The following is a 17,929-nucleotide window of genomic DNA, read 5'->3' as shown; positions in this document are numbered from 1 at the left end:
CCAGCAGCTTCTGGATGTGCTTGTAGAGGTTCGCGTAGTGGTCCTTGATCACGCGGCTGGCAATGGCCTTTCCCGCGCAGGCACGCTCCCTCGCGAGCAAGCTCACGAAGTTGCCCAGGAAGACCCATGACGACCCAATCTGCAAAAACACCGGCCGGCCGTCCAACCCACTGAAAAGCGGGAAAAGCCGGAAACGCTCCATCAGCCCCGGTAGGGCACTCCAATATTTGCTACGGAGAAGCCCTCCCAATATCCGCTCTGCCGGCTGTTAGAAAGCAGACCAGCTTCTACTTAGTCAGCGATGGACAGGACAATGGAAGTAGATGGTCGCCCCATTTTCATACGTGGCGGCTCCTGAGAAACCCCTCTGAGCTGGGCCTAGGCTGCGTTTTTCAGCCTGACTTGTGAAGCACCACACCAGCTCAGACGGGGTGGATACAGTTCAGTCAATTCCTCACCAGATGGACTGTCGATTCCAGTTCACCGATCTTATCCAGGCGCGCGCGAACAATATTGCGGCTGATGTTCAACAGTCGGCCCGTCTGCAACTGGTTGCCGTGGCAGAAGCGGTAGGCGCTGCGGAATATTGTTTCCTCGATATGCTCGTACAGGTTTGGCAGGTTCTGTTCGTAGAGCGCATGCAAAGCAGCCTCCAGGCTGACTTCGGCTGGCACGAGGTGGGCAACCGGCAACTCGGGACGGCTGATGGTAGAGCGCATGTCGGCCAGGTTGAGGTCGCCGGGCTGTACCTGCTGGTTACGGCACACCAGCAGTGCGTGGTGAATGGCGTTCTCCAACTCGCGAATATTGCCCGGCCAACTGTGGCTCAACAGCTTGTGCTCTGCCTCGGCGGAGAGCGATGCACGCGTATAGCCAAGGCGCTCGCAGTGCTCCTCGAGGAAGAACTCCGCCAGCGGCAGGATGTCCCCCGGCCGCTCGCGCAGTGGCGGTAAACGGATGGTCGCCACGTGCAGGCGATAGAACAGGTCCTCGCGGAAATTCCCGGCCACCACTGCATCGGCGAGGTTGACGTTGGTTGCAGCCACAAGGCGCACGTCGATCGGAATCGGCGTGCGCGAGCCCAGACGCACCACTTCCCTCTCTTGCAGCACCCGCAGCAGCTTGACCTGTATGGAGAGCGGCAGGTCGCCAATCTCGTCGAGGAACAGGGTGCCGCCGTTGGCTGACTCGAACCAGCCCGCCTTGCTCGTGGTCGCCCCAGTGAAGGCACCCTTTTCATGGCCGAACAGTTCGCTCTCCACCAAGCTTTCCGGAAACGCGCCGCAGTTCACCGCAACGAACGGCGCCTTGCTGCGTCGGCTCAGATGATGGACATGTCGCGCCACCAGCTCCTTGCCGGTTCCGGTCTCGCCGATGATCAGCGCATTGGCTTCGCTGGGCGCCAAGCGCTCGATGCGGTTGAGCAGCTCCTCTGAGCGCGGGTCCTTGAACACCATCACGGTGGCCCGGACCGACTTGGTCAATTCACGAGCTTGCGGATGGGTAATCAGCGACATGATGGCGAGTCCTTGGCTAGCAGTCGGCGAATAGTGCATGAAAATCATTATTCTCATAAATCTTAAATATTCATTTATTTATTTCTATTTGGAATAAAAATCTTCCCCCTCCCTCTCTGCTTCGCCAGCAGCACCCCGTCAGCAGCGATTGCTGCCTGAGCAGTTGCGAAAAACAACGACCAGGCATATGGGTCACATAAAAATCCTTATATTTCATACAGATAGACAACATTAACAGCCCAGAGGCGAGTGGGTACGGTTGTTGCCATCAGTAGCGGGACAGGACCCGCAGAGGCCCCTGCACAAGCAACACCCAATAGAAAGGCGCCGACTCATTTTCGACGGCGCACCATCCGCAACTGGGGGAAACATGTTCAAACGCAACACCCTTTCCACAGCCATCGCCTGGGGCTTGGGGAGCCTCGTCGGGCTGTGCATCGTCACCGCTCATGCCGCACAGGAGCAGGACGCCGCGGTCCAGGAACAGACGCGTAGCGAGCACGGCGGCGAGACACCAGCCAGCAAGGCACCCGCCCTGGCCACAGTCACGGTCACCGCGCAGAAACGCGAGGAAACCGTGCAGAAGGTTCCCGCATCCATCTCGGTGTTGAGCGGCGACAAGGTGCGGGACTCTTCCCTGCAATCGGCCAACGAGGTCACCCGGTTCATTCCCAACGCCTCCGCTGGAACCACTGAGGGCCACGGTCGGCCACGCTGGTGGATCCGAGGCCTGGGCACCGGCGACCAGGGCGCAAATACCGTGAGCCCGGTGGGTATCTACGTCGACGACGTCTACATCGCCAACATCAGTGCCACCGGCTTCCCGCTCTTCGACCTGGAACGCGTGGAAGTGCTGCGCGGCCCGCAAGGCACGCTGTGGGGCAAGAACACCACTGCCGGTGCGATCAACTTCATTTCGCGCCGGCCTACCTTCGACCAATCCGGTTATCTCAAGGCAGGCATTGGCGACTACGCCGACCGGGTGCTTGAAGGCGCGGTGAGCGATGCACTGGTGGAGGATCGCCTGGCCGCGCGCCTGTCATTCCGTCATCAGGGCCGCGACGGCTACAACGAGAACCTCAACGACAACAAGGATCAGGGCGCCCTGGAAGACGACGCAGCACGCCTGCAATTCCTCGCCCGGATCAACGACGACCTGGAAGCCAACCTGAACCTGCATGCCCGCCACTACCATGACACCGGCGGTTACAGCACCGTGGGGTACGGCACCCGCCCCAATGGCACCAACCAGTTCGGCTATTTCATCGACCCCGAGAAAGGCAAGGTCAACTACAACGCCAAGTTTGCAGTCGACATAGACCAGGCAGGCACCAACCTCACCCTGAACTGGCTGCTCGGCGAGCTGGAGCTGACCTCCATTACCGCCTTCGAGCATTTCACCCGCGACGGGCTAAGCGACAGCGACAACACCCCGCTGGAGCTGCAGCGCAGCTCCAGCTTCGCCGACAGCAAGCAGTGGTCGCAGGAGTTCCGCCTGGCCTCGCCCCGTGAGGAGCGACTGAAATGGGTGCTGGGCTTCCATTACTTCAACGAGGACCTGGAGTCCGAGAACGCCAACGCCGCGCTGGCCAATCCCTTCATCCCGCGCTTCTACAACAATGTCAGCTTCGACCAGGGTACCGAGAGCTACGCGCTGTTCGGCAGCGCCACCTACGACTTCACCGACGCCTTCAGCCTGACCACCGGCCTGCGCTGGACCCGCGAGACCAAGGACATCGACCTGATCCGCCTGCGTAACCAGGGCCAGGCCAACTTCGGCCCCGGCGACTGGTGGAAGCAGGACAACCTCCTCTCGCCCCTGGTGGTCGACGCTACCCAGGATGAGAGCAATACCTGGAGCGACTGGACCTATGACCTGACCCCCGAGTACCGGATAAGCGACAATGCGCGGGTCTATTTCCGCTACGCCTACGGCTTCCGCTCCGGCGGCTACAACACCGGCGTGACCAGCCAAGCCACGGTCGCCACGGTGGACCCGGAGTACCTGACCTCCTACGAACTTGGCCTGAAGTCGGAGTGGCTGGACGGCCGGCTCAACGCCAACGCCGCGCTGTTCTACTACGACTACGAGGACATCCAGCTCAACATTGTGACCGCGGTGAACAATCAGACGGTTTCGCGTCTGGCCAACGGCGCCCAGGGCGAAGCCTATGGCGCCGAGCTGGAACTGGAGGCAGTGCCGGTGGAGAACCTCCACCTGAGCTTCGCCCTCGGCCTGCTGCATACCGAGTTCACCGACTTCAGCTCCGGCAGCAGCGACTTTTCGGGCAACAAGTTCGCGCGCGCGCCCAATGTCTCGGCGGTGCTCGGCGCCGACTACCGCATCCCGCTGGATGTCGGTGGAGCCATCATCCTCGCCACTGACTGGAATACCCGCAGCCGCCAGTACTTCTTCTCCAACGACCAGAGTCGGAACATGCGCAGCGGCGGCTACACCCTGGGCAACGCACAGGTGACCTACGAATTGCCCGGCGAAACCACCCGCGTCACGGCATTCGTGAACAACCTCACCGACAAGGAATACCGCAACCACACCCTGCCGGGCGGATTCCAGAGCGCCGCCGTGATGTTCGGCGACCCGCGCACCGTCGGCCTGTCCGTCACCACCGATTTCTGAGCCACCCCGCCCGCACCCAGCGGGGTGCGGGCCATCGCGAGGTAATTTCCATGAATGCAGCCCTCTTCACTCGCCTGCTGCGCCGCCTGGCTCTGCTGCCGGCAACCCTGTTCGCGGCCCAGGTCGTCGCCGCCGACCCGCCGCAGAGCGTGCGGATCGCCACAGTGGCCTATGCCAACGCAGGCAAGATCACCTTCAACGGCCCCGCCTACGTAATGGACCGCGACAAGTGGCTGGAGCAGGAACTGGCCCGACGCAACATCAAGCTGGAATGGGTGCCGGCGGCCACCGCCTCGGTCGGCACCTTCGTTAACGAAGAGTTCGCCAACAAGCGCATCGACTTCGCCTTCTACGGCGATCTGCCGTCCATCATCGCCAACGCCTCGGGCGTTTCCACCCGGCTGATCGCCCCGGGGGGCAGTGGCAACAATGTCTACCTGGTGGTGCCGAGCGGCTCCAAAGCCAACACCATTGCCGACCTCAAGGGCAAGCGCATCGCCCTGCACCGTGGCCGTCCCTGGGAGCTGTCGTTCGCCAAACTGCTCGAGGCCAACCAGCTGGACTTCAAGGATTTCCGCATCTTCAACCTCAATCCCCAGGCCGGCGCAGCCGCCCTCAGTGCCGGACGGGTCGACGCCTTCTTCACCCTGAGCGACGCCTTCCTGCTGGAAGACAAGCAGGTCGGCAAGATCATCTGGTCGAGCAAGCAGGCACCGCGGGACTGGAAGATGCGCGCCGAACTCTGGGGCGCCAGCGAGTTCGTCACCCAGCAGCCCGAGCTGACCCAACTGGTGGTCAACGCCTACCTCAAGGCCGCCTCCTGGACTGCCCAGGAAGCGAACAAGGACACCTACCAGGGTTACCTGTCGCAATCCGGCCAGCCGCTGAACGTGCTGCAGCGGGAAGTGGCGGGTGAATCCTGGACAGCCCAATTCACTCCCCACTACGACCAGGCCCTGCGCCAGCACTACGCTGATGCCATCACCTACAGCCGCAAGGCCGGGCTGATCCGCAGCGACCTGGACGTCGACACCCTGCTCGAACCCAGGTTCGTCGAACAGGGCCTCGAGGCCTTGCAGCTGCAGGACTACTGGAAAGACACGCCGCGCGACCTGGCTGGACAGTGAATGTCCAACAACCGGCCGTTCGCGAAAGTTCCGCAACGGCCGGCCCCCCTCACGCTTACCGCTCGATCCCCCATCCATAGCGAATCCGCTTCAGCGACTCCGCGGGCATCGCGCGACTCGCGTCCCGCCGTCCCGGCGGCATCCTGGTCTCACCCCTCTCTCCATCAGCAGGAACTCGCCTCCACCGATGTGCGGGCCGTAACGTGCGCAAGCCAGGATCCAGACGCTTGGCTCGTGCCTCGCTCCCTGCAAGCGGGCGTGGCCAACCTTGGTGTTCTGAGCGGCGCCGCACGTGCAGGAGCAAGCGGGGGGCGCCAAGTTCTTGCTCGCGAACCTCCTGTGCCTGCCCTTTTGCGAGCAAGCTCGCTCCTACTCACCCCCTCTGTGCAGTTCGATTCGTCGCAGGCAGTGCCGATGACGCATGACCCTGCCCTTCCAATGAAAAAAGCCCTCTGGCGAGGGCTCTACCATCTCGTTGCCAAGTGTCAGAAGTTGTAGGTGAGCTGCAAACCGTAAGTCCGCGGTGCCACGAACCCGGTGGGATAGACTCCACGCTGGTTGACGATCTGCGACAGCACCTTGTTCGACTGGTCGGTGACATTCTTCACGAAGCCGGTGACCTGGAGCGAGTTGTCCGGGGTGAAGTAGCTGATTCGTGCGTTGCCGTTCCAGTACGACGGCGTCTCCTGTACCGGGTCATCCTGCACCGTGGCGTTGTGGAAGATGTGGCTGCGGTATGACCAGTCAGTGCCAAACAGCAAATGGCCAACGTCGCCGAGATGGACGCGGTAGTCGGTATCCAGGCGGAACGAGGTTTCGGGGGTACGGTAGAACTCGTTGCCGCTGGCATCCAGGGTGGTCGGGCCGACGGTGAAGACGAAGTCGGTGTATTCGGTCTTCAGCAGGCCCAGGCTGGCGGCCAAGCGCCAGTTCTCCAGCGGCAGCGCCTCGACCTCCAGCTCGACGCCCTTGACGTTGCCGTCAGAAGCGCCGGCGGTGCTGGTAATGGTGGTGCCGGGTACCTGCTGCTGGATGTTCAGCTGCAGGTTCTTGATGTCGTAGTAGAAAGCCGAGAAGTTGGCGTTCAGGCGCCCGTCCAGCCACGACGTCTTCAGACCGATCTCGTAGTCGGTGAGGGTTTCCGGATCGGTCTCGATGATCTCGTCGCGCACGATGGACTGGTTGAACCCGCCGGAGCGGAAGCCGGTGGCGATACGGATGTAGCCGAGGATGTCGTCGGTGAAGCGGTACTCCGGGGTGATGTCCCAGGTGGTCCTGGTCCAGTCGGCATCCTTGCTCAAGCGCAGCGGCGCGACCACGCCCGAGCCGCCCACCGAGTCGATGCCGCCGGGTCCGATGATCACCACGTTCGGATTGCCGGCAGTGTCGGTGGCAGTCAACGTGGTCTCGGTGATCTCCTTGCTTTCCCAGGTCTGGCGCAAGCCGAGGGTCAGCGCAGCACGCTCGGTGAAACGGTATTTGAGGTTGCCGAACAGCGCCCAGCTCTTCGCGTCCTGATCCCAGGAACTGGTCGAGAACTGTTCGCGGGTGGTGCCCGACTGGAAGCGCAGTTGGGCGGATTCCGCGTCAGCCTGCAGATTGTAGTAGTAGCCGCCGAGGATCCAGCTCAGCGCCTGGTCGGTCGGCGAGCTCAGGCGAATTTCCTGGGTGTACTGGTCGGAAGAAGTGCTGCCGCGAGAGGCCGTCTTGTCGAGTGTGCTGCCCGCCGGAATCAGCGGATTGAGCCAGGTGTCGCCGTCGCCGGTGTTGACCCCGGTAATCGACGTCAGGGTGTTCTCGCCCAGGTACCAGTTCAGCTTGAGGGTGGTGCCGTACCAGTTGTTCGAGCCATTGGCCAGGGTGCTGAAGAAGTCGCTCTTGTTGTCCGGATCATCGCCATAGGGCGGGAAGAAGGTGCTGCCACCCTGGTTGATGCCGCCGCCCGGATTGGGCGTCGTGACGTTGTTGACGCTGGTGGCACCCACTATGTAATTGGGCGTGTTGCCGGTGTTCAGCTTGCGCAGGTTGAGGATCAGCAGCGCGTCCAGGTTGTCGGTCAGGTTGCCGAGCAACTGGAAGCGGCCGTTGAAGTCTTCAAAGCGCGGGCCGGTGGTGTCAGTAACGATGTTGTCGGCCCAGCCCTCGCCCTTCTCGTAGTAGATCGCCGCACGACCGGCGAGCTTCTCCGGCACCAGCTCTCCACCGACCGCAGCTTCAGTGAGGCGACTACCGTAGTTGCCGACGCCCAGCTTGGTATAGCCATCGCTTTCGAACGTCGGCTTGCGCGAGATGAAGTGGATCGCGCCGCCGGTATTGTTCTTGCCCCACAGCGTACCCTGCGGTCCGCGCAGCACTTCCACCCGCTCCAGGTCGAACAGCGGGAAGTTCTGGTCGCCCTGCAGGCCGACCACCACCTCGTCGACGTAGATGGCCAGCGGCCCTTCCTGGTTGGCGTTCGGGTCGTTGGTGCCAATGCCGCGCAGGAACCAGCGTGGCTTGCCGGATCGACCGCCGGTGTTGCCACTGGACTGGCCGGACAGGTTGGGCGCCAGTCGCTCGATGTCCGATGAGGTGGTGATGTTCTTGTCGCGGATCGCCTCGCCGGTGATCGCGGTGATTGGAATGGGCACATCCTTGATCTTCTCGGCGCGCTTGGAGGCGGTGACCACCACCGTCTCCAGCGTGCCGTCCTGACTCTCGGCATCGCCGGTCGATTCCGCCGCCCAGGCACTTCCCACCATCAGGCTGCCGGCCAGGCAAGCGCGGGAAACAGCCACCGTCAGGCGCCGGCCTGGTTTCAACGAATAGAGTCGAGATAACTCGGGGTCGTCATCAATCACGCACGGAAGAGCACGATACAACATCATCAGTTCCTTAAATAAGAAGGCCAGATATCTGCACACAGGCTTGTGACTAGAAGTCCCGAGCGAAAGCGCAACAACTGTGCCATCTCGCTAAATAGCGAAAAAACAAAGGAACTCAGGCAATTACGACAAAACGACCGAAGAGCCAGCCAGCGACTTTATGCTGATGTACGAACAGCAAGTTGCTGATATATGGCCTCTACAGCAACACCCCCGCCAAGGGATGCTCAAGACAGGGGAAAACGCCCGTCGCACTGGCATTGCTGGCCTGGCAGCAGGCCGCCAGCAGCAATGCTGTCCGGCCAACAACCCAGCCAGTAACCGGCAACTTCACCCTGTGCGCATCGGCACTCCGACAAACTATCAGAGACACCAGGAAAACTCTGCAATATCAATATCCTCCTGAACTTTAGGGAATCTTGAAAAGATCCAGACTCCCTCTTCCTCCATTAAGTAACTGAAACTTTACGAGCTGGCATGGAAGCTGCTCTACAGCCTTGGCCAAACAACTCCATCAACTTAGAGGGTCCTGTCATGTCTTCCACCGCGGCACAACCCGTTCAGCTCTGGTACACCCGTTGCGGCGCCGCCACCGCCTCCGCCCTGGCGATACGCAAGAACTGGCTACAGGAAGAATTCGCCCAGCCCGGTACCGTGCTGCACTCATTACGCGACTCCGACAGCCTGGAAATCCGCAACTCGCATTACCACCACGGCCAGACCGGCCTGTTCCGCGAGGGCGGCAACATCCCGCCGATCTGGGCCAGGGGCAACGGCCAGGACACCGTGGTGCTGGGCATCACCTGGCTCGACGAGTACCAGGGCATCCTGGTTCGCGCCGACAGCGATATCCGTGACCTTTCCGACCTCAAAGGCAAACGACTGGGCATCCCGCGCCACCGCGACGCGCTGATCGACTTCCAGCGCGGCGCCGCCCAGCACGGCTTTGTCACCGCACTGTCGCTGGTCGGCCTGAGTACCACCGATGCCACGCTGGTTGATCTCGACGCCCCCAGCCACGACCTGCGGGACGGCCCGCGCCCCGAGCTCAGCGAACGCCCCGACGTGGCCCTGCAGGCACTCGACCGAGGCGAGGTGGACGCCATATTCATCCGCTTCGCTCGCGGGTATCGCGTCGCCCAGGAACCGCGCCTGCGCCAGCTGGTAAACCTCAACGACCTGTCCGACCCGCTGCTGCGCGTCGGCAACGGCACGCCGCGGCCAATCACCGTTGACCGGGCGTTCCTCGACAGCCACCCGGATCTGGTAGTGCGCTACCTCGCCGTGTTGCTGCGCACCGCCGAGTGGGCGACGAAGAACCGCAATGAGGTGGCTCAGCTGCTGCTGACCGAAAGCCGCGGCGCCTCGCCCGCCGACGTGTTCGCCGCCCATGGCGCGGACGTGCATCTGTCGTTCACCCCCAAGCTCACCCCGACCTACATCGACGGCCTGACCGTCCAGAAGAACTTCCTGCGCGACTGGGGCTACCTCAAGCATGACTTCGATGTGAACGACTGGATCGTCCACGAGCCATTGCAGCAGGCCCGCAAGCTGGTCGAGCAGGAACACGCCCGGGCCGCAGCCGCCTGATCATTCAATCCACCAGGACCTATTCCATGACCGACATTACCCAAGACGCCGAACTGCTCGCCTACATCGACCAGGCGCGCGCCGACGCCGTGCACGCCTTCGAGACGCTGCGCGCCAACGGCACCCTCTCCGCCAGCCTGACCTTCCATATCTCGCACCGCATTCCGGGCACCGACCACCTGCTGGCGATCCGCTTTCCCGGCGGCCTGGCCCGCGACCAGTCGCCGAAGGTGAGCCTGTCGTCGTTCGCCGAAAACCGCGGCTCGATCCTGCACGAGGCGCGCCTGGAAGCCGACACCGCCATTCACGTGCACACCGCCTGGCTGTCGGCCTGGTCGCTGGCGCACAAGGACTTCCCGATTCTCTACGTCGCCGCCGCGCGCCATCTGCTGGCCCGCACCATCCCCAACCACCTGGAGCGCACCCGCAGCGTGCTGGAGGTGATCAGCGAGCGTCTGGACAAACACCCCGAACTCGCCCCGCCGCCGGCTCTGCTGGAGTCCAACGGCGGCGCCAATTTCTGGGGCAAGGGCATCCTCAAGACCGCCGAGACCATCCTCTTCGTCGAGGAAGCGGCGCGCTTCCAGGCCATCGCCGAGCAGATCGGTGGCGCCCAGCTGTACACCCCAGGCGCGCTGGAGCTGCAGTGGAAGCGCACCGGCCTTTTGGAAAAAGCCAAGAACTACGAAGGCTGAGCCTTCCTCCGGGCGGCGGCCGTCGCGGCCGCCCGCCGTCACCCCATGAGGACCACCACCCGTGAGCGAGCAGAAACGCCAACTGGTGCTGAACATTTTTCTCCACCGTTTCGGCCACCATCCCGAGGCATGGCGCCATCCCAGCTCCACCGACGACGGCCGACCGAACCTGGATTGGTGGATCAAGGCCGCCAAACTGGCCGAACAGGCCAAGTTCCACACCTTCTTCATGGCCGACTTCATCGGCCGCTCCGGCGAGATCACCGCGCAGACCGGACGCTCGGCGCCGAACTACCAGTTCGAACCCTTCACCCTCCTCTCGGCGATCGCCGCGGTGACCCGGCACATCGGCCTGGTGGCAACGGTCAACACCAATTTCGACCACCCCTACCACGTGGCGCGCAAGTTCACCTCGCTGGATCACCTGAGCGGCGGCCGCGCCGGCTGGAACGTGGTGTCCTCGTTCGGTGCCCACACCGCGAAGAACTTCGGCTACACCCACGAGCCAACCCATGAACAGCGCTACGAGCGGGCCGCCGAGTTCATCGAGCTGGCCAAGTCACTCTGGGATAGCTGGGACGATGACGCCTTCGACCACCCGCGCCGCCAGGACGGCGTCTTCTTCGAGCCCCACGCCGCGCATCCGGTGCAGCACCAGGGCACGTATTTCAGCTCCGACGGCCTGCTCGACTTCCCGCGGCCGATCCAGGGTTATCCGGTGTTCGTCCAGGCCGGCAACTCCGACACCGGCCGCGAGTTCGCCGCGCGGGTTGCCGAGATGACCTACTGCTCGGCGCAATCACTCGACGTCGCGCAGGCCTTCTATGCCGACGTCAAGGGCCGCATGGCCAAGTACGGACGCGCCGAGGACCAGTTGAAGATCACCCCCGGCCTCTCGGTAGTGGTCGGCGAGTCCGACCAGGAGGCCCAGGACCGCTTCGGCGAGCTGCAGGAACTGGTCGATGTCAGCAACGTCAGCTTCGGCGGCTTTGATCTTTCCGGCTATCCGGTGGATGGCCCGTTGCCCGACCTGCCCTACCAGGAGGACGCTAACGGCAAGGGCCGATTCCGCCAGCAGCTGGAGCTGGCACGCCGGGAAAACCTGAGCATCCGCCAACTGGTACTGCGCTTCCGCGTGTCCCGCGGTCACTTGCAGGCCGTGGGTTCGGTGAAGACCGTCGCCGACCTGATCGAGCAGTGGTTCGTCGAACGTGGCGCCGACGGTTTCAACGTGGTTCCGCCCTACCTGCCGCAAGGCTTCGAGGACTTCACCCGACTGGTGGTGCCGGAACTGCAGCGCCGAGGCATATTCCGCACCGAATACAGCGGCAGCACCTTCCGCGAGAACCTGGGCCTGGATCGCCCGGCCAATCCCCGCGACCCCCGCCACGCCTGACCGCACCCTGAAATACACCGGGCCCGCCATGCGCGGGCCCGTTCGTTTGGGACGTCGACAGGCCGCAGGCCACGCACTTGCCCCTACCCGGCCGACTCCGGCGCTCTGCGGCTTGGGCTACGGAATTTACGCTCCTACAGAAACTCCGACTTCATCCTGCAAGTCGGGCATTACCACCGAATCGGCTGTCTCGGCTGCAGCAGCGGTTACTGATGACTTGCTGCCTGGCCAGCAACCGCTCGGCAGGCCATCGCATCCACGCTCCCGGAGTTTCGATTCGTTGATTTTTTCCCTTTAAAAACAGGATGTTATCAACCAAAGCAAAACCCGTCGAAGTTGGTTCGCTTTCTGCAATGGAAGTAGTAGCCCTCGCAGCCAGCCGGCGGCAGGGAGCTCCTGTTCACTGAATCCGGAACCAACACCCATGCTGCGCTACCTGATCACGCGACTCCTGGCGATGATCCCTACCCTGTTGGGTGTCCTGACCCTGACCTTCCTGGTCACCCAGTTCGTCCCCGGCGGCCCCGTCGACCATGCCCTGAGCCGTTTCGACGCGGAAAGCGCCCGTTCCGGGGTCGAGGGCGGCGTGGCCAGCGGCGGCTGGAGCTACAGCGGACGCCAGGGCATAGACGCCCAGCAGGTCGAACACCTGACCGAACTCTATGGATTCGATCAGCCCCTGCTCGACCGCTACCTGTCCATGGTGAAGAACTTCCTCTGCTTCGAGCTGGGCGACAGTTACTTCCGCAATGAAAGCGTGTGGTCACTGATCCAGTCCAAGCTCGGCGTATCGGTGTCCCTCGGCGTCTGGACATTCCTCTTCACCTATCTGGTATCGGTACCTCTGGGCGTGGCCAAGGCGGTACGAGCCGGGAGCCGCTTCGACTTCATCACCAGCCTGCTGGTCCTCATCGGCTACGCGGTTCCGGGTTTCGTCCTCGGTGTGCTGCTGATCCTGCTGCTGGGCGGAGGCTCGTTCTGGGACATCTTCCCGCTGCGGGGCCTGACCTCGGACGACTGGGACGAGCTGAGCGCGTTCGGCAAGGTCACCGACTACCTCTGGCACATCACCCTCCCCGTCACGGCGTCGGTGGTCAGCACCTTCGCCCTGAAAACCCTGCTGACGAAGAACACTTTCCTCGAGGAGATACACCGCCAGTACGTGCTGACCGCCCGCGCCAAGGGCCTGTCGGAAAGGCGCGTGCTGTGGAAGCACGTTTTCAGGAATGCCCTGATCCCCCTCGTGACGGGCTTTCCCGGCACCTTCATCGCGGCCTTTTTCACCGGCAGCCTGCTGATCGAAACCCTGTTCTCGCTGGATGGACTGGGCCTGCTTTCCTACGAGTCGATCAACAGCCGCGACTACCCGGTGGTGCTCGGCAGCCTCTACCTGCTGACCCTGATCGGCCTGGTCACCAAGCTGATCGGCGATCTGGCCTATGTGCTGGTGGACCCACGCATCAAATTCGACGCACAGGTGGCCTGATGACTTCCCAGACTCTCGCTTCACTCACCCCGGGCAGCCGGCTGTGGCGCATCCCCCTGCAGCGGGTCGGCAGCTGGGTGCGCCGGCCGCAGCCCGCCGCGAACGCCCCGCTTTCCCCCGGAAAGCAGTTGTGGCTGCGTTTCAAGCGCAACCGCCTGGGATACTGGAGCCTGGTGCTGTTCGTCGCGCTCTATGCCCTGAGCCTGGCCGGCGAGTTGGTCAGCAACGACCGGCCCCTGCTGGTCCACTACCAGGACCAGTGGTTCTTCCCCTTGTTCAAGGATTACCCGGAAGCCGTATTCGGCGGCAGGCTGCCAATCCAGGCCGACTACAACGACCCCTTCATCCGCCAGCAGCTCGCGCAGCCCGGCACCTTCGTGCTCTACACCTTCAACCCCTACTACTACGACACGCTCAGCTACTACGCAGACGCCGCGCACCACCCCGGGCCGCCGAGCGCGGACAACTGGCTGGGCACTGATATCGCCGGCTACGACATCACCGCGCGCCTGCTCTACGGCTTTCGCGTCTCGGTCACCTTCGGCCTGGCGTTGACCCTGATCGGCACCGTGCTCGGCGTGCTGGTCGGCGCCCTGCAAGGCTACTTCGCCGGCAAGGTGGACCTGATCGCGCAACGGCTGATCGAGGTCTGGGGCTCGATGCCCGAGCTGTACCTGCTGATCATCTTCGCCTCGATGTTCGAGCCGAGCCTGATCCTGCTGTTCGTCCTGCTCTCGCTGTTCGGCTGGATCTACCTGTCCGACTACGTACGCGCCGAATTCCTGCGCAACCGCCAGCAGGAGTACGTCAAGGCGGCGCGCGCCATGGGGCTGTCCCATGCCCAGATCATCTGGCGGCACATCCTGCCCAACAGCCTGACCCCGGTGATCACCTTCCTGCCGTTCCGCATGAGCGCGGCGATCATGGCACTGGCCAGCCTGGACTTCCTCGGCCTGGGCGTCGAAGCCCCGGCGCCGAGCCTCGGCCAGTTGCTCCTGCAGGGCAAGGAGAACCTGGACGCCTGGTGGATCGCCGTGTCGGCGTTCGGCGCACTGGTCCTTACCTTGCTGCTGCTGACCTTCATGGGCGAGGCCCTGCGCAATGCGCTGGATACCCGCAACCTGGCCACGGCGCATACGGAGACCCGCCGATGAACAGTCCCCTGCTGTCGCTGGAAAACCTTTCGATCCAACTGGGCGGCCGCCGTGTCGTGGACGATATCTCGCTACGGATGGAGGCCGGTGAACGCCTGGCCCTGGTTGGCGAATCCGGCTCCGGCAAGACCGTCACCGCGCAGTCGATCCTGCGCCTGCTGCCCCAAGCGCACATCAGCGGCAGCATCCGCCTACGGGGGGAGGAGCTGCTGACCAAGTCGGACGCGGACATTCGCCGGATTCGCGGCGCCGATGTGGCCATGGTGTTTCAGGAACCCATGTCGGCCCTCAATCCGCTGTACAGCATCGGCGACCAGATCATCGAGACCCTGGTGCTGCACGAGTCGCTTTCACCCCGCGAAGCGCGCGCCAAGGCCATCGCCCTGCTCGCCCGCACCGGCATTCGCGACCCCGAGCGACGGGTGGACAGCTTCCCGCACCAGCTCTCGGGCGGCCAGCTGCAACGCGCGGTGATCGCCATGGCCCTGGCCTGCCGGCCCAGGCTGCTCATCGCCGATGAGCCGACCACTGCCCTGGACATGACGATCCGCGCTCGCATCGTGCAACTGTTGCTGGACCTGCAAGCCGAAGAGGCAAGCCGCGACGGCCAGGGCATGGCGATCCTGTTGATCACCCACGACCTGAACCTGGTGCGTCGCTTCGCCCAGCGGGTGGCGGTGATGGAGCACGGCAAGCTGGTGGAAACGGCCAGCACCGAGGAACTCTTCGCCAGGCCACGCCACCCGTACACGGTGAAGCTGCTCAACAGCATTCCCCAGCGCCGCATCGAACCGGTCAAGGCGGATGCCGCCACCCTGCTGCAGACCCGGCAACTGCGCGTTGAATACGCCAGGAAGCGCGCAGGCTGGAGTGGCTGGTTCGGCCACGACGCCTTCGTCGCCCTCGCCGGCGCGCACATCGAGCTGCGCGCCGGCGAAACCATTGGCGTGGTGGGCGAATCCGGCTCGGGCAAATCCACCCTGGCCCAGGCCATCCTCAACCTGATCCCATACGAATCGGGGCAGCTGGAGTTCTCCGGAACGCCCCTGGCGAAGCTCGACCGGCGGGCCAGGCGCGCACTGCGCGCGCAATTGCAGGTGGTGTTCCAGGACCCCTTCGGCTCGCTGTCGCCCCGGCGCAACGTGGCCCAGATAGTCGGCGAAGGGCTGGCCCTGCACTTTCCCGAGCTGGACGAGGAACAGCGCCGCCAACGCATCGCCGAAGTCCTGGGCGAGGTCGGCCTGCCGCCGTCGGCGCTGACCCGCTACCCTCACGAATTCTCCGGCGGGCAACGCCAGCGCATCGCCATTGCCCGCGCCCTGGTGCTAAAGCCCAGGGTCGTAGTGCTGGACGAACCGACCTCGGCGCTGGACGTGTCGATCCAGAACCAGGTCCTCGAACTGCTGGTCGGCCTGCAGCGCAGGCACGGCCTCAGCTATGTGCTGATCAGCCACGACCTCACGGTGGTCAATGCCCTTGCCCACCGCCTCTATGTGATGAAGGACGGCGTGATAGTCGAGACGGGCGACACCGAAGCGGTCATCGCCCATCCCCGCCACCCCTACACCCAACGTCTGGTCCACGCCTCCCTGTAAGCCATCCCCCATGCCAAGAATCCCCAGCCTTCTCGCCCCTCTCCTGTTCGCCGCTACCCTGCTGGCCCAGCCGTCGGCGACGGCCGCGCATGCCATCGCCTACTTCGGCGAACCGAAGTACCCAGCCGACTTCCAGCACTTCGCCTACGTGAACCCGGACGCGCCCAAGGGCGGCAGCCTGGCCATGTCCCTGGTCACCACCAACAGCAGCTTCGACAAGTACAACCCCTACAGCCTGCGCGGCACACCGGCTCCGGGTCTGATCGAACTGGTGTTCGAGACCCTGACGGTCAATGGCCTGGACGAGCTGAACACCCAGTACGGGCTGCTTGCCGAGCAGATCCAGGTGGCCGATGACCTCACTTCGGTGACCTTCCGCCTCAACCCCAGGGCGCGCTTCTCCAACGGCGACCCGGTGACCGCCAACGATGTGCTGCATTCCTACCAGACACTGACCGGGGAACAGGCCAGCCCGCGTTTCAAGGCCTACTTCGCGGAAATCGCCGGGGTGCAGGTGCTGGGTCCCCTGGAGGTGCGCTTCACCTTCAAGCGCGCCGGCCGCGACCTCTCGTTCATCGCCGGGAGCCTGCCGGTGTTCTCCGCCAAGTGGGGGCTGCAGGCGGACGGTACGCGCCTGGGCTTCGGCGAACTGCGTTTCGAGGAGCCCATCGCCAGCGGCCCCTACCGCATCGAGAAAGGCATCAGCGGACGCAGCATCGTCTACCGCCGCAACCCCGACTACTGGGCCCGGGAGCAGCCGGTGCGGCGCGGTCAGTTCAACTTCGACAGCATCGTCTACAAGCTCTACAAGGACCGCGCCACCCAGGTGTCGGCCCTGCGCGCAGGCGACTACGACTTCCTCAGCGAAAACCAGATGCGCTACTGGTGCTGCCAGTACATCGGCCAGCGCTTCGACGACGGCGAGCTGATCAAGCGCGAGTTCGTCCACAAGAATCCGCCCGCCATGAACGGCTGGGTGCTCAACCTGCGCAAGGAACGCTTCCAGGACCGTCGGGTGCGCGAGGCGCTCAACTACGCGCTGGACTTCGAATGGATCAACGACAAGATCTTCGATGGCGAATTCAAGCGGGTCGACAGCTATTTCGCCAACAGCGAACTGGCGGCACGAGGCCTGCCCAGCGCCGACGAGTTGAAACTGCTGGAGCCCTACAGGAGCGACCTGCCGGCCGATGTGTTCGGGCCGATGTTCGAGCAGCCCACGACCGTTCCCCCGGCCCGCCTGCGTGACAACCTGGCCAAGGCCCTGGAACTGTTCGCCGAGGCCGGTTGGCACAACCGCGGCGGCGTGCTGCGCAATGCCAAGGGCGAGCCCTTCGTGCTCGAAGTCGCCGGCACCCGGGCGCAAAGCCCCTTCACCGATCCGATCTACCTGAACCTCAGCAAGATCGGCATCGTGGTCAGGAAGAAGCTCGCCGACGCCGCCACCAGCCGCCGGCGCATGGCCCAGTTCGACTACGACTACGCCTCCCTGGCCCTGCGTGAGGCGCGCATGCCGGGCGACGAGCTCTGGCGCAACTTCAACAGCGCGGACGCCGACCGGCCCGGCTCGGAAAACATCCTCGGGCTGAAATCCCCGGTGGTCGACGCGCTGATCACCCACCTGCTCGAGGCCAACAGCCAGGCCGAGCTGCAGGTGGCCGCCCGCGCCCTCGACAGGGTGCTGATTCACAACCACTACGTGATCCCCTGGCGCTACCTGGACAAGCACTACCTCATCTACCACCAGCGCCTGCATGCCCCCGACACCCTGCCGCTCTACTACGGCGCCAACGAATGGGTGATCGGCACCTGGTGGGACACCACGGCCAACCCGCCCCGATTGGCCAGCCGCCCCTGACCCCAGCCC

General features: G+C 63.8%; 11 protein-coding genes. 9 read left to right on the top strand and 2 right to left on the bottom strand.

From position 1 onward, the window contains the following. Positions 1-446: 446 nt before the first annotated feature. Positions 447-1,517 (bottom strand): sigma-54 interaction domain-containing protein, encoded by a 1,071-nt coding sequence (locus ACFW0H_RS04780; RefSeq protein ID WP_422912755.1) that lies wholly within the window; start codon positions 1,515-1,517, stop codon positions 447-449. A gap of 370 nt (positions 1,518-1,887) precedes the next feature. Between ACFW0H_RS04780 and ACFW0H_RS04775 the strand changes: the two genes are divergently transcribed. Next, positions 1,888-4,155, top strand: a complete 2,268-nt coding sequence (locus ACFW0H_RS04775; RefSeq protein WP_422912754.1) for a TonB-dependent receptor — start codon at positions 1,888-1,890, stop codon at positions 4,153-4,155. A 50-nt stretch (positions 4,156-4,205) separates the two neighbouring features. Further along, on the top strand, positions 4,206-5,282 hold the full coding sequence (locus ACFW0H_RS04770; RefSeq protein WP_422912753.1) for a PhnD/SsuA/transferrin family substrate-binding protein: 1,077 nt from the start codon (positions 4,206-4,208) through the stop codon (positions 5,280-5,282). Positions 5,283-5,767: 485 nt separating this feature from the next. On the opposite strand, the gene ACFW0H_RS04765 is transcribed toward ACFW0H_RS04770, so the two are convergent. Then, complete coding sequence (locus ACFW0H_RS04765; protein WP_422912752.1) at positions 5,768-8,059, bottom strand: TonB-dependent receptor; 2,292 nt, start codon at positions 8,057-8,059, stop codon at positions 5,768-5,770. A 621-nt stretch (positions 8,060-8,680) separates the two neighbouring features. Here ACFW0H_RS04765 and ACFW0H_RS04760 point away from each other — a divergent pair. From ACFW0H_RS04760 to ACFW0H_RS04730, 7 genes are all read left to right on the top strand, one after another. Further along, positions 8,681-9,736 carry an ABC transporter substrate-binding protein gene (locus ACFW0H_RS04760; protein WP_422912751.1) on the top strand — a complete coding sequence of 352 codons (1,056 nt, stop codon included), beginning with the start codon at positions 8,681-8,683 and terminating at the stop codon, positions 9,734-9,736. A 26-nt stretch (positions 9,737-9,762) separates the two neighbouring features. Then, positions 9,763-10,431, top strand: a complete 669-nt coding sequence (locus tag ACFW0H_RS04755) for a class II aldolase/adducin family protein (RefSeq protein WP_422912750.1) — start codon at positions 9,763-9,765, stop codon at positions 10,429-10,431. A 61-nt stretch (positions 10,432-10,492) separates the two neighbouring features. Then, positions 10,493-11,827, top strand: a complete 1,335-nt coding sequence (locus ACFW0H_RS04750; protein WP_422912749.1) for an LLM class flavin-dependent oxidoreductase — start codon at positions 10,493-10,495, stop codon at positions 11,825-11,827. Between the two features lie 424 nt (positions 11,828-12,251). Then, positions 12,252-13,313, top strand: coding sequence for a microcin C ABC transporter permease YejB (locus ACFW0H_RS04745; RefSeq protein ID WP_422912748.1), 1,062 nt, complete (start codon positions 12,252-12,254; stop codon positions 13,311-13,313). Then, a complete protein-coding gene (locus ACFW0H_RS04740; protein WP_422912747.1) occupies positions 13,313-14,467 on the top strand; it encodes an ABC transporter permease in 1,155 nt (384 codons plus the stop codon). The genes ACFW0H_RS04745 and ACFW0H_RS04740 overlap by 1 nt, the downstream gene beginning before the upstream one ends. Then, positions 14,464-16,062, top strand: coding sequence for an ABC transporter ATP-binding protein (locus ACFW0H_RS04735; protein WP_422912746.1), 1,599 nt, complete (start codon positions 14,464-14,466; stop codon positions 16,060-16,062). Before ACFW0H_RS04740 ends, ACFW0H_RS04735 begins: the two co-directional genes overlap by 4 nt. A 10-nt stretch (positions 16,063-16,072) precedes the next feature. Continuing rightward, positions 16,073-17,920, top strand: a complete 1,848-nt coding sequence (locus ACFW0H_RS04730; RefSeq protein ID WP_422912745.1) for an extracellular solute-binding protein — start codon at positions 16,073-16,075, stop codon at positions 17,918-17,920. The last annotated feature ends 9 nt before the right edge of the window (positions 17,921-17,929 follow it).

Origin of the sequence: Metapseudomonas cellulosilytica (assembly GCF_049334135.1) — a bacterium.
Classification (GTDB): Bacteria; Pseudomonadota; Gammaproteobacteria; order Pseudomonadales; family Pseudomonadaceae; genus Metapseudomonas.
This window is presented reverse-complemented; position numbering and strand designations above follow the sequence as displayed.

What these genes read in the sequence shown, in the direction of transcription:
- ACFW0H_RS04780 (WP_422912755.1), bottom strand. Translation starts at nt 1,517, where the DNA reads ATGTCGCTGATTACCCATCCGCAAGCTCGTGAATTGACCAAGTCGGTC.
- ACFW0H_RS04775 (WP_422912754.1), top strand. Translation starts at nt 1,888, where the DNA reads ATGTTCAAACGCAACACCCTTTCCACAGCCATCGCCTGGGGCTTGGGG.
- ACFW0H_RS04770 (WP_422912753.1), top strand. Translation starts at nt 4,206, where the DNA reads ATGAATGCAGCCCTCTTCACTCGCCTGCTGCGCCGCCTGGCTCTGCTG.
- ACFW0H_RS04760 (WP_422912751.1), top strand. Translation starts at nt 8,681, where the DNA reads ATGTCTTCCACCGCGGCACAACCCGTTCAGCTCTGGTACACCCGTTGC.
- ACFW0H_RS04755 (WP_422912750.1), top strand. Translation starts at nt 9,763, where the DNA reads ATGACCGACATTACCCAAGACGCCGAACTGCTCGCCTACATCGACCAG.
- ACFW0H_RS04745 (WP_422912748.1), top strand. Translation starts at nt 12,252, where the DNA reads ATGCTGCGCTACCTGATCACGCGACTCCTGGCGATGATCCCTACCCTG.
- ACFW0H_RS04740 (WP_422912747.1), top strand. Translation starts at nt 13,313, where the DNA reads ATGACTTCCCAGACTCTCGCTTCACTCACCCCGGGCAGCCGGCTGTGG.
- ACFW0H_RS04735 (WP_422912746.1), top strand. Translation starts at nt 14,464, where the DNA reads ATGAACAGTCCCCTGCTGTCGCTGGAAAACCTTTCGATCCAACTGGGC.
- ACFW0H_RS04730 (WP_422912745.1), top strand. Translation starts at nt 16,073, where the DNA reads ATGCCAAGAATCCCCAGCCTTCTCGCCCCTCTCCTGTTCGCCGCTACC.